This window comes from Flavobacterium sp., assembly GCF_049590715.1.
GTDB lineage: Bacteria > Bacteroidota > Bacteroidia > Flavobacteriales > Flavobacteriaceae > Flavobacterium.
In genome coordinates this window covers 1-18,119 of the sequence record NZ_JBAWDL010000334.1, presented here as the reverse complement: position 1 = coordinate 18,119, position 18,119 = coordinate 1, and the positions used below count along the sequence as shown (strand labels likewise).

Here is an 18,119-nt window from a genome sequence, read left to right as displayed (position 1 = left end):
GTAAAATCAATTTCGGTGAATAATTTTTGCATGTGTTTGAAATACTCAAAATGAGGTTTGATAAAATCAGCTGGTTGCTCGTATGGATTGTAAATAATCGCATTCCATGAAGCTGCTTGCCAATAATAAGTAGTGTAAACTCCTGCGAACAGGCACATATAGTTACGACGCAAACAATGTTCAGCATTTATATAATCACCAGTAAATACTTCATATGGAGATTCTTCATAACCACCATGTTCTATGTTGAATACTGGTTTTTTGAATTTTCCTTTGGCTTCCAGCATTTTGTTGTAAATGTTATCAGACCATTCTTGCGTCGAGATAAAGTCGACGTTATCTGGATATTTAGTGCAAAATTTAAAATCATGTACAGATAATAAACGATTGAATTTATCCGCTTTTCTAGCTCTTTCAATACGGTCGTTGATGTATTTTTCATCAGCTCTACCATAAAACAAAGCTTCTTTTGAAATGTCCCAAACAATATTTGGAAAAGCTTGATAACGTTTGACCACATAATCAAAATACATATTATCAGCATCTGTATTCATGTCAGGCCAAGCAACTAGCTTGTTCCAAACATAAATCATAAGGTGAGAAGCAATGCGTTTGTCGTGCATTAAACTAATTGTTCTATCTAGTTTTTTGAAAAAATCAGGATTTAACGCACTAAAATCAGGTTTTTTATTATTGCCTAAAAACGGAAAGATATCCTGTGGCGCGCCAAATTCATGTTCTGGATGTAATTTTAACTTTGGATCTTTTTTCCAGCTTACGTCATAAGAGAATACATTCATCACAACTTGATTGAAACCGTTTTCTTTTATTAAGTTTAAAAGATGGTCTGATTTAGGTAATGCTTTTTCGTTGTGATAATCTAAAGCATACAACCAGTCACATTCAAAAGCTAATAGAAAATAAGGAGTGCCATCTTCATAAAAAAAGTTTTGAGGTTTGTCTTTCTTAATGACAATTGCCCCATGGTTGTCTGCCTTGTTTTTTGTTATTGTTATACTTCCACTTTTATTTTCTAAAGCTTTATCGTCACCATAGGTTAGATAGGTCCAATCGCCTTCCATAGAACTCGAAAAACGAATGACCCAATCATTATTACCATTATAAAAACCTGGAACGTCTTGTGTTGTCCCATTTTTATGAGTGAAATTAGCCCCAAAACGAGCGGTAAATGGGGATTTTATATTGGTTTTAGCACCAATAGTAATATCAATTACTTCCCATTTAGGAACCGTATAGGTTTTATTTGTTTTATAATCTTCACGAATACTTTGACTATGGCTATTGAAAGATGTCAATAATACTACGCTCAATGCAATTTTAAAAAGTTGTTTCATATGGTTTAAAAATTAGTCGTTCCAGTGTGCATCAATGACTTTTTGAATGTGCGGGAATTTTGCTCCATCTTCTTCGTGTAATTCTTTTCTTTTTGCGATAAGTTGTTTTTTCAAATCGGCAATAATATTTTTATATGCAGGGTCACTATAAGCATTGTTCATTTCTTGAGGATCTTTGCTTAAGTCATAAAATTCCCAAGCAGCTGGCGTATCGAATGTAAAACGGTTACCCCAACTTTTTTTATTCCAATCAGCTTTTGGATCTGTTGTGTCTACCCAATATTTTCCGTAAAAAAAGATTAGTTTGTACTTTTTAGTTCGGATACCAAAATGTGCTGGATTAGCGTGTGCATGCGCCATGTGCATCCAATACCTATAGTACGTAGATTGTTGCCACCCTTTTGGTTCTTTGCCTGTTTCTAGTATTTTTTCAAAACTATGTCCTTGCATTTGTTTTGGTGTTTTTCCTCCAGCTAATTCGATAATTGTAGGTGCAAAATCAGTATTGTTTATAATCGCGTTTGTACGTGTACCCGCTTTTATTTTTTCAGGATAACGTACAAAGAATGGCATGCGCATAGACTCTTCATACATCCATCTTTTATCGATGTAGTCGTGTTCTCCTAGCATAAATCCTTGGTCTCCAGTGTACACAATGATAGTGTTTTCATATAAACCTTCTTTTTTTAAGAATTCAATCAATCTAGCAACATTGTCATCAACACCTTTTACACAACGCAAATAGCGTTTTAGGTATTCTTGGTAAGTAGCATGCGTATATTCTCTATCAGACATGTCATCATGGATTTTTTTAGCAGGATCAAAATCTGGATCAGAATTTTTTACGGAATTTTTGTTCCATAACATCATTCCTTGGTTTCTAATAGTGTTTCTTTTTGAAACTGACGATCCAATAACGTGGATAAGTTCATCGTTTACTCCTTTTGTTCCAATAGAACCATTATTTTTATTATCATACAATGATGCTGGCTCAGGAATTTCAACATTTTCTAAATAATCTTTGTAACGCGGAGCATATTCAAAATTATCATGAGGTGCTTTAAATTGATGAAACAATACAAATGGTTTGTTTTCGTCTCTTTTGTTTTTTAACCAATTGATAGAGATATCGGTAATAATATCTGAACAATAACCTTTATATTGTTTTCCTTCATATTTAGGGTCTTCTTGTTGTGCAAAGTGCATTCCAGTTTCCGTAAGAAAAGGGTCAAAATAAGATCCTTGCTGACCATGTTGCGTATACACGTTATAGTAATCAAAATTGGGTTGATCATGCAAATGCCATTTACCAACCATAGCGGTTTGATATCCTAATTTTTTTAACTCTATAGGTAGGTATTGTCTGTCCATTGGTAATACCCCTTCTAGGTCAAGTACCCCGTTAGCTTGGCTGTGTTGTCCTGTCAAGATAGCTGCTCTACTAGGAGTGCAAATAGAATTATTGACAAAACAATTATCAAAAATAATTCCTTCCTTAGCAATTTGGTCTAAAGTAGGAGTGGGGTTCAATTTAGCCAATCGACTACCGTAAATCCCAAAAGCTTGAGAGGTATGGTCGTCAGACATAATATAGATAATATTAGGTTTTTTGGCTTTCGGATGGTTCTTTTGTGCCATTAAACTGGTAGTGGCAATAATGGCTAGTGTAAAAGTAGTTATGGATTTAATATTCATTATGGTGTTATTTTATTTGATAACATAAAATTCGGTTTTATTATTTAGATGTCTTACCACAAATGGTTTTATTAGGATAAGAAACGGTTTGAAACATTATAAAAAAAGCAATCTTTATAGATTGCTTTTATAAAAACTAGACATTGTCAAGTTTTGAGTGTTAACTAAGGTATTTATTATTTAACGTATAATAGTTAATGTAGATTGTACTTTTTTCAGATGTGGAGTGAATGAATGATCGCTACCTTTTATCATTCTTAGTTGATAAAAATAATCTTTGATAGGTCCGGTGTATTGCGGGTCATTCTCATTTGGATCTTGTGAGGCTAGAGTGGCACTTGTCCAAATAATTCCGTTGGTTGTAATGGTTTCAGGAGGACTTACAGTAATAGTTGTGGTTAAATTAGTTCCAGCAGGTAAAACTTTTTTGTTTGTATATATACCGTGCATAACATCGCTGAATGGATTTGTGACAGTCCATAAGCTGAATTTGATTCCGTTAACGGCAATATCTTTTTGAGAAGTGTATTTAACCATGATTTCTAATTTTTCAGTTGCTTTTAAGATGATATCCGAAGAGATAAAATCGACTGCATTAACTGTAGAAACTATAGTACCTGGCTTTTCAGGACTGATGGTAATTGGGTATTCATTGGAAGATTTTGCCCAAGCATGGTTGTCGTTTTGGTAACCAACCCTCAAAACATAGGTAGTTCCTTTTGTAAGAGTAGTAGAGGGTGGAAGCGATGGTATCGTCCAATCCTTGGTTGCAAAGCCAGAATGGGTATTCATTGTATTTAAGACGTTTGTTCCTGCTCTCCATTGGTATTTATCACCAGTCTTTTCCGAAATGGAGAATTGTATGTTACCTTTTAATGTGTAATCCGTTCCACTTCCGTCATTTCCAGCATCATATTGTGCTGCCACTGGATATGTTTTGCCTACTTCAATCTTTGGTGGTAATGGAGTTTTCCAAGTTGTAGTAGGTTCTGTTTGTGTGTGTCCTATTGCTGTTATAAGGAAAGCTACCATTATGAGTAATTTTGTCATCATTATTTTTTGTTTTTGTTAATGTGTTCAAAAATAGGTTTCTAACTATGAGGATACTGCTTGATATGTTTTTTTTAGTGACACAAATGATTAATAATAGGCAAAATGGTATTAGTAAAAAAAAGCCATTTGAATTTCTTCAAATGGCTTTTAAGTAATCAAATAATTTGTTTTTATTTAAGGTCTTACTGATTTTGCAGCGATGTAGAAATTATCATAATACACGGTTGCTTCTCCAGGATTTAGTTGGAAGTAAAAATACCCGCCGTTTATATCTGCTGTTGGAACAAAATCAAATTCAAAATCTTGCCATTGGTCTTTTAGGGTGAAATTTTGATTTGTTGTGTTAATAGGGGTTCCTGTACCAGGTGATAGGTATGCTTTTTCACCTGTTGCTGTTGTTGCTGCAGTTACATAACGACTGTATTTAATAGTGTATGTTATTCCTTTTATTAAATTAAATAATTTAGAAGGAGATGTTCCTGAACTTTCAAAACGAGCTCTTTGCGCACCTGTTGTTACTGCTTTTAGACTGTATAGTCCACTCCTTTTTTGTTCAGTTGAGTAGGTTATAGGTCCTGGAGGCGCTGTTACACTTGTGTTTGTAGTTGCCTTCCAAGTATTTCCAAAAGTATCTTCAAACCCACCTGCTTCAGTACCTAAAAAATTAGTGTCATAATTAGCTACTGCTTTGTCAGTGAAGGCTACTAAGTCTCTAGCGTCAGTTGATTGAATGTTTCCTCCTGCGTAGGATATGGTTACCACATCAGCAGGAAATAACTGTCCGTTAATTTTTACATCTAGAATAGATTGATTAGTTGCGTTAAGAGTTACAGAATTGATGATAACTGGACTTCCGTTTACTTTTACAGTGAAGAAACTATTTTGATCAGGGAATCCAGGTTCAATAAAGGATGAAAAAGGTACTTGAATAGTCCCATCAATCAGTGTTTTGATTGCTCCAGTTTGTACATACGGTTGGTCTGATTTAATTACTCTAAATTGTATAGGGATTTCATATGTTGTTGAGCTACCAAGTGTGTTGGGAGTTGCAGTTCTAGAAGCAGTTAAAGTAGCTTTATAAGTACCTAGTTTTTTAAAACTTACATTTACCACTTCAAGTTGAGAAGATGTGATGATAGTATTATCTTCTACATTAATAAATTTCCAAGTTCTATTATCTGGTCTTGATGTATTAGGAACTAATGCACTTAAATCTTTTAAGGTAATACTTTCGCCTACTTTTATGTCTATAAAAACTCCTTCTTGTTTGTGATCAATGATTGTTCCATTTTGAGTAAGGCTCAAATCAGGTACTACATTGTCAAATACATCTACAATAATGGTTAGGTCAAGTACATACTTTCCTGCCCATTCTCCTTCGGTGTGTAAGACTGCATCAACATTTCCTCCAGGATTGTTGGCATAAATATCGGCTGGTCCTCTTCTGAACGTTACTGGTTCGTTAAATACATCAAACATTCTAATTTTAGAAGTTGTATTCCCTACTTTGAAAAGAACATTGATTGTTTTTTCATCTGTTTTGGTCTGTCCAGGGTTAGCTATATATTGCTCATAAGTTTTTGCTTGTTGCGAAATAGGTCCTTTTAGTAGTTCATTGCCTTCTTCTATTTCCCAAGTATGGTATATAGCTCCTTGTGAAATATCTTGAAAAGTGATATAATTATCAACTGCTGATGATTTATAAGTACCTTTTCCATAAGTACTATAAAATCCAGCATCTGCATACGTACTCGGTGTGATATAATCCTGATTGTTACATCCTATGGCAAAAAAGACCAATAGGGCAGGAACGATTATTTTTATTGATTTTTTCATATCTTTTTGTTTTAGTTTAAAACTATTTTTTTGCGAATACACTTTTATTTGTAAAGGTTTGAATTTGCATTTACTTCAGAAAGTGGAATAGGAAAGTATCCATGTCTTTCACTATTGTAGTTTATTGCTGCTACTTCAAATTCATTTAATTCTGGTTCCTTTGTTCTAAGTGATGTTAATTGTGCATTGCTATCAGGAATGTCTCCTGTATTGTAAACCACACATCTAAAACGAACAGGATTATCTCCATTTCCTTTTGCTAATAAAGCGTAATTATCATATCTTAATGTTGCTAAGTATTGAAAACGTTCTTTAGTAACACCCCAACGTCTTAAGTCAATTAATCGAGCATCTCCACCTTCAAACGATAATTCTAAAGGTCTTTCAGTATATCTCAAGTGTTCTGTTAAAGAAGTTTTAGTATAATCAAGATCATCAAAAGTAGTTTGAGCATTGTTATATTCTGAACCTGCCGCCTTACCTAATAAAACAACATGAGAACGTTTTCTTATTTTATTAATATATTTAAGAGCCTCACCATTATTATTTGCCTCAATCATACATTCAGCGTATAACAAATATATATCTGCCAAACGAATAACACGTATATTTACTCCAGAGCGCCCTTTGATACCTGATTTAGTATTCGTTTCATCGGTTGTTTGAATGTCCCAATTGGTATATTTTCTCCAAAAAGAAATATGTTGTCTATCAAATTTAGGTAGTTCAGCAGTAGTGTTTGCGCCATAGTAACCAAAATCAGGATTGGTATCGTCAACAAATGCAATTGAATACGAAGCTCTTTCACTATATCGTCTATTCATAATAACACCTTGAGCATTTTTTAGACCAATGTTTTTTGGATCTGCATAATCAACAGGTTCATTTTTGTATTTCATGATTAACCATGAAGCAGGAAAAGAACCACTATATCCTCCAGGACCTATAGCTTGACCTAGGCTACTTGAAAGTAATTGTTCACTGCTAGTTTGATCTGCTTTTAAATCAACAGTATAATTTATTTCAAGAATAGATTCTTTATTAAATTCGTCTTTGGTTGTAAAATTACTTCCAATGCTTGGCATTAATTCATAACCGTAATTGTCAATTACATTTTTGAAATAGTCTGCAGCAGTAGTGAAATCACCAGCATAGATATAACTTTTACCTAATAAAGCTTCGCAAGCACCAGCAGATATTCTTCCTGGTAGAGCAGTTGATACTAAGGGTAGTGCGGTTAATTTTTCCTTTGCAAATAAAAGATCGTCTCTGTAAAATTTTAAAACTGCATCAGAAGAAGATAAAGGTTTTTGATATTCACTATTGTCTTTTGGTACAAAATCAAATAGAATTACAGATCCTTTGTTGAAAGAATTATGTAATGTGAAATAGAACCAGCCTCTTAACGCACGTGCTTCAGCATATATACGCATGGCAGTATCAGCACTATTTGCACCTGTTGCATCAAATGTTCCTTCCAATCTTTTGTAGGCTTCAATAACTTGATTGGCTCTAAAAACACCATTGTATAATGCGGCCCATTTTTTGTTTGGTGTGTCAGTGATATTATTAAAACTTTGAAAGTATAGAGGATAAATCCCCACTAATGGCCTTGTGTAGTTAGGATACCCCATGTCACTACGTTCATTTTCATCAGTCATACTCAAGCAATCTTCATTTTTAAAAGCATTATAAGTAGCGTTAAGACCACTTGATAAGTCAGTAGCATTTTTCCAAAATTCACTTGTTGGAAGTGCGTTTGGATTCTTTTGTTCTAAGAAATCATCTTGACAAGAGTTTAGCACTACGGCTAAACCTAGTAAAATAATCAGTTTATTTTTTAAATTTTTCATATCATATTATTTTATTATGAAACATCCGAGATTTGTTTACTCTTCATGTTAAAATTGAAGTTGAACTCCACCATTAAACTGTGATACAACAGGGTAATTTCCTCTGTCTAATCCTCTTGTACTTAATCCATTGTTTCCTACTTCTGGATCGTATCCAGTGTATTTTGTTAATGTTAATGCATTTTGAGCCGTTACATAAAAACGAACTCTAGAAAAAGCACTATTAGCAAGCACTTTTTTGGACAAAGAGTACCCTATTGAAACGTTTTTTAATCTAATATAAGAACCATCCTCTAAGTAATAGTCTGAATTACCTCTGTAACTATTTGTTTGAGTACCTCTGTTAGCAGGAATTTCAGTGTTTGTGTTTTGTGGGCTCCATGAATAAAGGATATCTTTGTGTGTTAAAGACTGATAAGCATATGCTTTGGTACCATTCATTACTTTTGATCCAGAAACGCCATACCATTGCATTGAGAAGTCAATACCTTTATAATCCATTGAAAGATTAAAACCCATTTCAAATTTAGGAATCGCACTACCAAAATAGATTCTATCAGCTTCAGTAATATAACCATCACCTTTGTCTGGTATTCCATCACCATTTGTGTCAATAGTAGGTTGGTCTACATAACGTAAATCTCCTAATTGAACATCGGCATTAGGTACAAGAGCTTTATATTCATTTAATTGTGCTTGATTTTGAATTACACCATAAGAGTCTAATAAGAAATAAGCACCCGCTTCATAACCAGGAGTAATTACAGTTACTAAATCAGTATTAGTTGCTCTATTGCTGATATAACTATTATCTAAGTTGATAAAAGGATTTTCAGGAGGTGTTTTTGTAACCGTATTTTTATTTGCTGTATAGGTAAGTCCAGCATTAAAGTTTAAAGATTTAACTTTGAATTTATAGTTTAAAGCATGTTCAATACCCACATTTCTCATGTCTCCAATATTGAATATGACATCTCTATTTTGACCAGAAACTCCAGTTGAGGGTGGTAATACGATCCCGAACAATAAGTTTTCTTTGGTATTGTTATAGACATCAGTAGTCCAGGTTAATTTGTTTTTGAAAAAACTTAAATCATAACCAAAGTTGATTTCTTTTGATGTTTCCCAGCCTACTTTTTCATTAGCATATTGCATTTGGGTAGTTCCGTTAACTAAATACTCAAGTTTTCCTGTTCCAAAGAAATAGTCTAAGTTAGGAGAAACAGTTGATTGATTGGTGTATTTTGTAAATCGATCATTTCCAGTTTCACCATAACTCATTCTTATTTTGAATGAATTGGCTACATTTTTAAAGTTTTTCCAAAAATCTTCATCAGAAACATTCCATCCTACAGATACTGATGGAAAATATCCCACTCTTCTGTCCGTGCTAAATTGAGAAGAAGCATCGCGACGAACACTTGTACTAAAAAGGTATTTTCCTTTGTAGTTGTATTGTATTCTGCCCATTACACCTAGAAGGGTTGCTGTGTAATCATTACCAGATGAACCTACAATAGCACTACCAGTATATCCGTCTAAAACAGTAATAAGTTCACTTGATTGTTTTTGTTTAGTTGCAAAAAAGCTAGAGTAATTTGTCTCTTGTACAGAACCCACTAAGACAACACTTAAATTATGTTCACCAAATGATTTCTTATAATTTGTTATAAATTCCCCGGTTAAATTTGAATAAGTTTCACTTGTAGTGGTGTTTGATGAAATAGGGTTTTCATTAACTAATTCCCCATTAGTTCTAATAACATTTAATTTAGGAATGAGTCTAATTCTTTTAGTGTCTGAGTAATTAGCACCACCTCGGGCTGTAAATGTTAAGCTTTTGCTCGCTTTGTATTCTGCTTGGAGGTTACCAATGGTGTTGTTAACGTTACGGTGGTCTGTGGTTTGAAAATTTCTTGCTACTGAAGCAAGATTGTCTCCTTGATTTCCATCATCCACTCCTTCTATTAATGGAACATCACCTGCTATAGCTTGTTGGTAGGCATGGTATTTAAATACTTGTAATAATAAACCATTGTTTGAAACCTGTTGGTCATCTCGTCTAAAACTTAATCCATTAGTTATTTTCCAATTCCCTTTGGTAAAAGTAGTGTTCGATCTCATATTAAAACGAGTGAAACCTGAGTTAATTAAACTACCGTCTTGCTTGAACAAACTGGTGTTTAGACTATATACTAAATCTTCTTTACCACCTGAAACATTGATACTATGGTTTTGAATAGGTGAATAATCAATCAATACAGACTTAGATATATCGGTATTATTGGTTAATTGTGATTTTGTACGCTCTATGTTATTAGCGGTACTCCCTAAAATATTAGCAGGATTTGCTAATTCTGATTGGATTAATTGAACATATGATTCTTCTTCAGGAGATATGAAATGGTTTTTAGAGGTTATGTGTTGTACTCCATATTCGCTATTTATACGAATTGCCATTGTTCCTTTTTTACCTTGTTTAGTCGTAATTAAGATTACTCCACCTGCTGCACGAACACCATAGATGGATGCCGAAGAAACGTCTTTCAGTACCTCAATAGATTCGATTTCACTATTGCTTAATTTTGGATCGCCATCAAAAGGTATTCCATCTACTACAAATAAAGGATTATTTTGTCCATCTAATACAGAGCTAAATCCACGAATAATAATGTTAGATTGTGATCCTGGATCTCCAGAACTAGCCACAACGTTTAAACCGGCAACTTGTCCTTGCAATGCATTTCCAAGGTCAGAAGTAGTTTGTTTGGTTAGTTGTTCAGCAGTTACTTTGGTTACAGCACCCGTTACTTCTCTTTTCTTTTGAGTTCCATATCCTACAACAACAATTTCATCTAATTCATTTTGATTGATTTTTAAATCGATGTTGATTGTAACTCTACTATTAACACGAGCATTTTGCGTAATAAAACCAATGTAACTAAAGCTTAAAATATCGCTTTCTTTTGCTTTTATGGTATAGTTACCATCAAAATCCGTTACCGTTCCTTTGCTTTTTTCATTTTTAATAGAAATGGTTACTCCGGGTAATGGTCCGCCATCTCCAGTTACTTTTCCTTTCACAAGGATCGTTTGTGCGTGCAAAACACCAAAGCCAAAAAATAACAAGAATGTTATTAATCCAGTTTTGAGTTTCCAATTGATTAGTAAATTGAATTTCATAATTTTGGTTGTTTAAATTGAGTTCACAAAGTTTTATAATAAATATGGTTTAGGGAGTAACATATGTTTTATTAATTGAAACAAATGGGCAATATGTTAAATTAATGATAAGATTTTCTTTATTACTAGAAATAGGAATATTTTTTTTGTTATTGATTTTTTTGCATAAAAAAAGAGCCCGATATACTATCGAGCTCTTTTAGAAATTTTAAATATTTAATAATGATTATGGCCTAACTTCTTTTTCTACTACATAAAAATCATCTACATAGATAGTGGCAGTTGTTGTTTTTGGTGAGTTTGAAATAACTCTAAAGTACATTTGAGTGATTAATGTAGTGCCAGTATAATCTTTTTCAAATGTTAACCATTTTCCTGATTCAACAGGTGGTCTTATAGTATTAAAAAATTGTGGACTGTAATTTGAAGAGAAAGTCCATCCCGTTTGAGTAGGTGCTTCTACCCCTGTAGCGCCAGGGACTATATATACTTTGTATCTAATAGTGTAAATTTTTGAAGCATCAATTGTAATTCCAGCAGGAAGTGTAACTATTGCTTCAGCTTTAGCTTTTCCAGGAACAAGGCTCAGTTTAAGACTTGCTGCTCCTGATGCAAATTGTTCTGTAGATACAACTACTGTACCATCACTTGTTCCGCTTGGTTTCCATAAGATTCCACCATTCTCAAAACCTGATACAGATGAATCCCCTACTAGATTTACATCATGCATTACCACAGATTTATCTGTAAATGGTTGTAGAACTCTGTTATCGGTCGATTTTAATGAAGTACCGGAATAGGAAATCGTGATGACATCAGGTCTGTAAATCTTATTAACTAATTTAACATCTAAGATAGTTTGATCTGTACTATTTAGAATGATGGAGGCAATAGGGAACGTGATACCATTAACTTTAACGGTAAAATCAGCTTTCGGGTCTGTAAATGAAGCAAATTCACCTGCAAAAGGAACTTGAATTGTTTCATTTGCTTGTTCCTTAAGTATTCCAGATACTACAAAAGGTTTAGTCGAAGGAGTTACTTTTATAGGACGAGTAATTAAATAGGTTCTAGAAGCTGCTGGGATATTTTGTCCGGTTCTCACAATAGCAATACTCGCTTTAAAAACACCTATCTTTTTAAAGACAATGTCAGCTTCTGCACTAGTACTAGAAGCAACAACATCACTAGGTGAGGAAGCTACTCCAGCGGCTAATACTTTTTTTATTGACCAAGTACGCCCCGTTGGTTCTCCAATTGTTGTTTGGTCAGAGAAATGCAATAGATCTCCTGCTTCAACATATACAGTGTCTTTATTATTTAATGGTATAGGAACATTGTTTTGTAACACTTGTAGTTTACCTGAAATGGTGTCGTAAACTTTTACCATAAATGTTGTGTCAATTACCCATCTGTTTTCATCAATTTTTTTAGAACCCATAAAGTAGTTTATTCCACCAGTATTTCCTCTAAAGGTTACAGAGTCTTTAAAAACATTGTAAAGTCTCACTTTTTTCATACCTGCTTCAGCAAACTGCAAAATGATTGTTTTTTCTTTTGTTAGGGTATCTCCTTTGTTAATGACAGTAAAAGTAGTGTCTTTTGTTTTGATTGGTCCTTGTAAGAAATTGATGTTTTTATCAATCATCCAAGTGTGATCAATTTGACCTTGAGATAAATCAGTAAAAGTCATGTATTTATTTAGACTTACTGAAAGTGTCTTTAGTGTTCCAGCGCTATTGTAAAAACCAATGTCACTAAATGAATTTGGTGCTTCGTATTCTGACTGGCATCCAAAAAAGATACCTGATAATACAAGTCCTATTATTAATAATTTATTTTTCATCTTATTTTTTTTTTGTTCTATGATACTTTTTTAAACGCAATCAAAACGGAATTAATTAGTTAATTCATATAGTTTTGGATTAGTAATAATTTCTCCATTTGGTAATGGCCAATAAGCATGTGAAGCATCATTGTAGTTTTTTGAAGCCTCTTGAAATTCATTCCAATTAAGGTCTACTAGAGCGTCTCCAGCAGGAACTTCTGTTACAATACATCCATATCGAGTTACCTTATTTCCTGTTATTTCATCGATCACATCAAAGTTTTGAGCATAATATCTTCTAGCCGCTAATTCTTTAAAACGATCTAATTTTACATTCCATCTTCTTAGGTCAATATTTCTTTCGAAACCATATCCTTCAGCTGACAATTCAAGAGGATACTCTTTGTATCTTAAATGTTTTCTAAGGGTTTCTTTAGTATAAGTAACATCATTGTGATCGTTAAGTGGGTATTCACCTGAACCGTTAGTTCCTAGTAATTGTAGACCTGAACGTCTTCTAACTTTATTTATTTGGATTAAAGCTTCATCAATTTTGTTCATTTCTAATAAACATTCTGCATATTGTAAATGAATTCCTCCTAATCTAATTAATCTTTCATTTACAGCTGAACGTACTTTACCAGGAGATAAAATATTTTCACCTCTAGTCAAATCCCAGTTGGTGTGTTTTCTCCAAAAACATGTCATCTTTACATTAAAATTACAAGCTTGTCCTGTTTCTGCTCTTAAATAATATGGCATATCTATATCGTCTACTACTGCTACCGACCAAGAAGTTCTTAAATTGAATTTTCTTAATCTAGGTTGACCTGTTACTTTGTCAGTTACAATGTTTCTAGGGTCTTGAGTATCCATAGGATCATTTCTAAATTCAAGGATTAACCAGTTTGCAACTACTGCTCCAAAATAAGTTCCTGTTGCTCCAGTAAATTGTAGTTGTAATCCAGATGTATTGGCTACATCTCTACTGTCGTAATTGTTGTAGTTGTCAGTGTATCCAGTAGCATAAGAGATTTCAAGAATTGATTCATTATTGAATTCATCCATGGTGGTAAAATTACTTCCAATATTTGGCATTAAAGTATAGCCGTAATTGTCTATTACTCTTTTGAAATAAGGAGCAGCCTCTGTGTAGTTGTTTTCATATAAATAAGTTTGTCCTATTAATGCTTCGGCAGCACCAGCTGTTACTCTTCCTTTATCTTTTCCAGTCCATGTTGGAGGTAATTTTTCAGAAGCATATTTTAAATCATCCAAAAAGAATTTTTTAACTGTTTCGGCTGTTTCAAGTGGTTTATAAAAGTCAGCTTCGGTTACTGGAACATCTTTAAAAATAGGTAAAGATCCTGCATTGTATGTATGATACAGATTAAAATAATGAAATCCTCTAAAAAAATGTGCTTGTGCTAAAATATTTTCAGCTAATTTTTTATCTGCTTCATTTGTTAAGGTTGGAATGATTTTTTCTGCCGCAATAATTACTTGATTAGCTCTAAAAATCGTCACATAATTTGCTGCCCATTTATCATTTATAGCATTTTCTGCATTAGTAAATATTTGCAGATAATATGGATTACTATTACTAGGTCTTTGGTATCCATTAGCCCATGCTAAGTCAGTATTTGCTAATCCTTCTATAATTTTATAATTATTGTTGCTAGCAAATGATTTATAAACAGCTGTTAAACCTTTTTGTAAGTCAGTTGTGTTTTTCCAAAAACTATCAGTTGAGATATTGTTTGGATTTGTTTCCGTTAACCAATCTTTTTGACAGCTGGTTACGCTTAGGGTGAGCGCCATGACTGCAATTAGTTTGGCGTATATATGTTTTTTCATCTTTTTCATTTTAATAAGGTTAATTTCTTTTCTAAATTAGAATTCAAACTGCATACCAGCCGTAAATTTTGAACTTTGAGGTACTGTTCCTTTGTCAATACCACGAGTACTTAAACCGTTATTACCTACTTCTGGATCATATCCTTTGTAATTTGTTATTCTTAGAGGATTTTGCGCAGTTACAAAAAAGCGCAGTTTTGATAAACTAAGTCTATCAGTAACTTTCTTTGGTACTGTATATCCTAATGCTACATTACGCAATCTTACAAATGTTCCATCTTCTAACCAATAATCTGACCAACCTCTGTAATTATTGTGCAAAGCACCTCTATCAGCGGGAACTTGTGATGTTGGATTTTGTGGGGTCCACTGGTAGATTAAATCTTTGTTGTTTGATGATTTATATCCTAATGCTTTACTACCATTAATGATTTCAGCTCCAAAAGAACCATACCATTGCATTGAAAAATCAAAATTCTTAAACTCGGCAGAATAATTCAAACCTATTTCAAAATCAGGAGTTCCGCTTCCAGCAAATCTACGATCATCATTTGTTATTCTTCCATTTCCATCAGTATCTACATATCGTAAATCTCCTATTTTTGCGTTAGGATCAATAACTTGGTAGGCGCTTAGTTCGTCTTGGTTTTGGATTACGCCATCAGTTTTCATCAAGAAAAAGGCACCAGCAACATATCCTTCCGCTAAAGCAGAAACTTTGTCTTGATCATTGTCTTGACCAGAAACAGTACTGCCGCTAAAATAGAGTAATTTGTTAGAGCCACTCATCTTAGTAACGATATTGGTGTTTTTAGTGAAATTGATTCCCAGATTAGATTTGAATTTTTTTCCAGTACGGTAGTTTAAAGCATATTCAATACCTGTATTGGTCATGTTACCTACGTTAAGAACAACATCAGCACCTGATCCACCTCCAGCAGATAGTGGTAATGAAACAGGGAAAAGCATGTCTCTTTTTTCAGTTACATAAAAATCTGAAGTTAAGGTTAGCTTATTGTTGAAGAAGCCAAAATCAAATCCGATATTGGTTGATACTGATGTTTCCCATTTTACACCTTTGTTAGCAAAATCAGTTTGAGTTGCTCCTTGTATAAAATTTTGATCCGTTCCTGTCCCTAAAACATAATCATTGTTTAAGGCAATATTGGCACTATATGCATAATCAGAAACACCTGAATTACCTGTTGTACCTCTACTCATTCTAGTTTTGAACGTAGCAATATTTTTATAAGGCTTCCAGAAATCTTCATCAGATACATTCCATCCTAGTGATATAGATGGGAACCATTGGTAATGTTCATCATTGAATTTTGATGATCCATCACGACGAGCACTTACACTCAAAAGATATTTTTCTTTATAGTTGTACTGTGCTCTTGCTAATGTTCCAATAAATTTAGTTACTCTGTTTTGAGTCCATTGGTTATTTCCAGATCCGGTATTGGCTTGACCATTCGCACCATTTATAACAGTGATGTCATTACTTACAATGTCAAATTTTTCTGCGTAGAACTCAGCATAGTCGTATTTTTCAGCTGAATATACTCCTGTTAGTCCTAAATTGTGATTCCCAAAAGACTTGTTGTAATTTACAATATGCTCAAGTGTATTTTTTGTAGCTCTTGAACTTAAATTTTTAATTTTAGATTGTTGACTAGGAACTAAATTTCCTTGATTGTCATAAGCAATGAAAGAAGGGTTAATTGTGATTCTTGTGATGTTGTCATAACTAACAGCTCCTCTTAAAGTATATTTTAAGTTCTTGGTAATACTCAATTCAGCACTAATGTTTCCATCAAAATAATCTCTAGCTGCTTTATCGGATGTTTGTAATTTATATCCAATAGTTGATAATCTAGTTGCTTCAGTATTGTCTCCACCAGTATTGTCAAGTGATGTTTGATCTAAAGATACTGCGTTTCCATATGGGTTGTAGCGTACGGCATCAAGAATTAAACCATAAGGAGCGTATTGTGTGTATTCATTTCTAGCTGACATTCCTGTTGAAATCTTCCACTTTCCTTTCGTGTATTGCGTATTTGCTCTTACATTGTAACGCTCAAAATCCGATTTGATTAAAGCTCCTTCTTGACCAAAATATCCTCCATTAATATTGTATGAAAGTCCATCTTTTCCGCCAGAAATACTTAAGTTGTGACTTTGTATTGGAGCCAAGTCATTTTCAATTACATTATAGAAATTACTGTTATTGGTCAATTGAGTTGGGTTGTTTTCAATTGTAGTAAATGAATTTCCAAATACAGTTCCACTTTGATTGTATTTGTTTAAAAATTCGATGTACAACTTTTCTTCTACTGTTGGTACAGGGATATGTCTGTAATTTTTTTGTACTCCATAGTAGCTGTCTACTTTGATTTTCATAATACCATTTTTAGGTTTTTTAGTTGTAATCAAAATAACTCCAGCTGCACCTCTAGTTCCATAAATAGCAGCGGAAGCTCCATCTTTCAAAACATCAATGGTCTCAATTTCGTTCATACTGATGTTTGGATTGATATCGTATGGTATTCCATCAACAACATATAAGGGTCTATTGTTTCCTAGTACCGATGATAATCCACGAATTTGTACATTAGCCTCAGCTCCTGGGTCACCTGAACTGGCAGTAACGTTCACACCAGCAATCAAACCTTGAAGTGCTGACCCTAAATCAGAGGTCGCTGTTTTAGAGACATCCTCTTCTTTAACTCTACTTACTGCTCCAGTAACTTCTTTTTTCTTTTGAGTTCCGTACCCTACAATGACAACTTCGTCCAGTGAAGAAACCTTAGATTTCATTACAACGCTAATGTTGTTCTTGTTTGAAATTTTTACTTCGTAATTGTTGTAACCTAAATAAGTAAAAATTAATACATCTGATGGGGATGCTTTGATTGTGAAGTTTCCATCAAAATCAGTAATAGTTCCCGTAGTGGTTCCTTTTACAAGAACACTAACCCCTGGTAAAGGACCTTGATCGTCAGTTACCTTTCCTTTTAGTAATGCTTGCGCCTGAATAACATTAAAACTAGATAGCAACATGAATAGTAACATACCAGTTTTGAGTTTCCAATTAGCGAGTAATTTGAATTTCATAATTTAATGGTTATTTAAAGTTTAGTTTTTCAAAGTTGTGTTTTATTCCAGTCTAGTAGAGGAACATATGTTTTTTAGAATAGAACAAATGTCTCATAAGGTAAATATGCAATATTTACTTGTAAAAATTATATTTGCATATGAATTTATTTTTTTTTAAAAACTAGATTATAATTGAAATGTGTTACTGTCGTTGTATGAATAATTCAGGTGCTTTTTATTTCAGTAAAATTGCATATATAATTGATTGTTAGTGTTTTGTGTTTTTTTTTGTTTTTATTTTTTTATTAGCTTTTTTTGGTGCTTGTTCTCTTTTTAACAGTTAAAAGGGATACTTGATTC

9 protein-coding genes are annotated in these 18,119 nt (G+C 33.4%); all 9 read right to left on the bottom strand.

The window, feature by feature from the left end; genetic code table 11:
• A partial coding sequence (locus tag WBQ70_RS14335) for a DUF4038 domain-containing protein (RefSeq protein ID WP_423915385.1) occupies positions 1–1,355 on the bottom strand: 1,355 nt, incomplete at its 3' end.
• A 12-nt stretch (positions 1,356–1,367) separates the two neighbouring features.
• Positions 1,368–3,050, bottom strand: coding sequence for a sulfatase family protein (locus WBQ70_RS14330; protein WP_423915383.1), 1,683 nt, complete (start codon positions 3,048–3,050; stop codon positions 1,368–1,370).
• A 180-nt stretch (positions 3,051–3,230) separates the two neighbouring features.
• On the bottom strand, positions 3,231–4,103 hold the full coding sequence (locus WBQ70_RS14325) for a hypothetical protein (protein WP_423915381.1): 873 nt from the start codon (positions 4,101–4,103) through the stop codon (positions 3,231–3,233).
• 174 nt (positions 4,104–4,277) lie between these two features.
• The gene (locus WBQ70_RS14320) at positions 4,278–5,939 is read right to left on the bottom strand and encodes a carbohydrate binding domain-containing protein (RefSeq protein WP_423915379.1); all 1,662 of its coding nucleotides are present in this window, start codon (positions 5,937–5,939) and stop codon (positions 4,278–4,280) included.
• 44 nt (positions 5,940–5,983) lie between these two features.
• Positions 5,984–7,792, bottom strand: coding sequence for a RagB/SusD family nutrient uptake outer membrane protein (locus WBQ70_RS14315; RefSeq protein ID WP_423915377.1), 1,809 nt, complete (start codon positions 7,790–7,792; stop codon positions 5,984–5,986).
• 48 nt (positions 7,793–7,840) lie between these two features.
• On the bottom strand, positions 7,841–10,975 hold the full coding sequence (locus tag WBQ70_RS14310) for a SusC/RagA family TonB-linked outer membrane protein (RefSeq protein ID WP_423915375.1): 3,135 nt from the start codon (positions 10,973–10,975) through the stop codon (positions 7,841–7,843).
• A gap of 226 nt (positions 10,976–11,201) precedes the next feature.
• Complete coding sequence (locus WBQ70_RS14305) at positions 11,202–12,821, bottom strand: hypothetical protein (protein ID WP_423915374.1); 1,620 nt, start codon at positions 12,819–12,821, stop codon at positions 11,202–11,204.
• Positions 12,822–12,872: 51 nt separating this feature from the next.
• A complete protein-coding gene (locus tag WBQ70_RS14300; RefSeq protein ID WP_423915373.1) occupies positions 12,873–14,660 on the bottom strand; it encodes a RagB/SusD family nutrient uptake outer membrane protein in 1,788 nt (595 codons plus the stop codon).
• Between the two features lie 36 nt (positions 14,661–14,696).
• Positions 14,697–17,777: a SusC/RagA family TonB-linked outer membrane protein gene (locus WBQ70_RS14295; RefSeq protein WP_423915372.1), complete on the bottom strand. Its 3,081-nt coding sequence runs from the start codon at positions 17,775–17,777 to the stop codon at positions 14,697–14,699.
• Between the last annotated feature and the right edge of the window lie 342 nt (positions 17,778–18,119).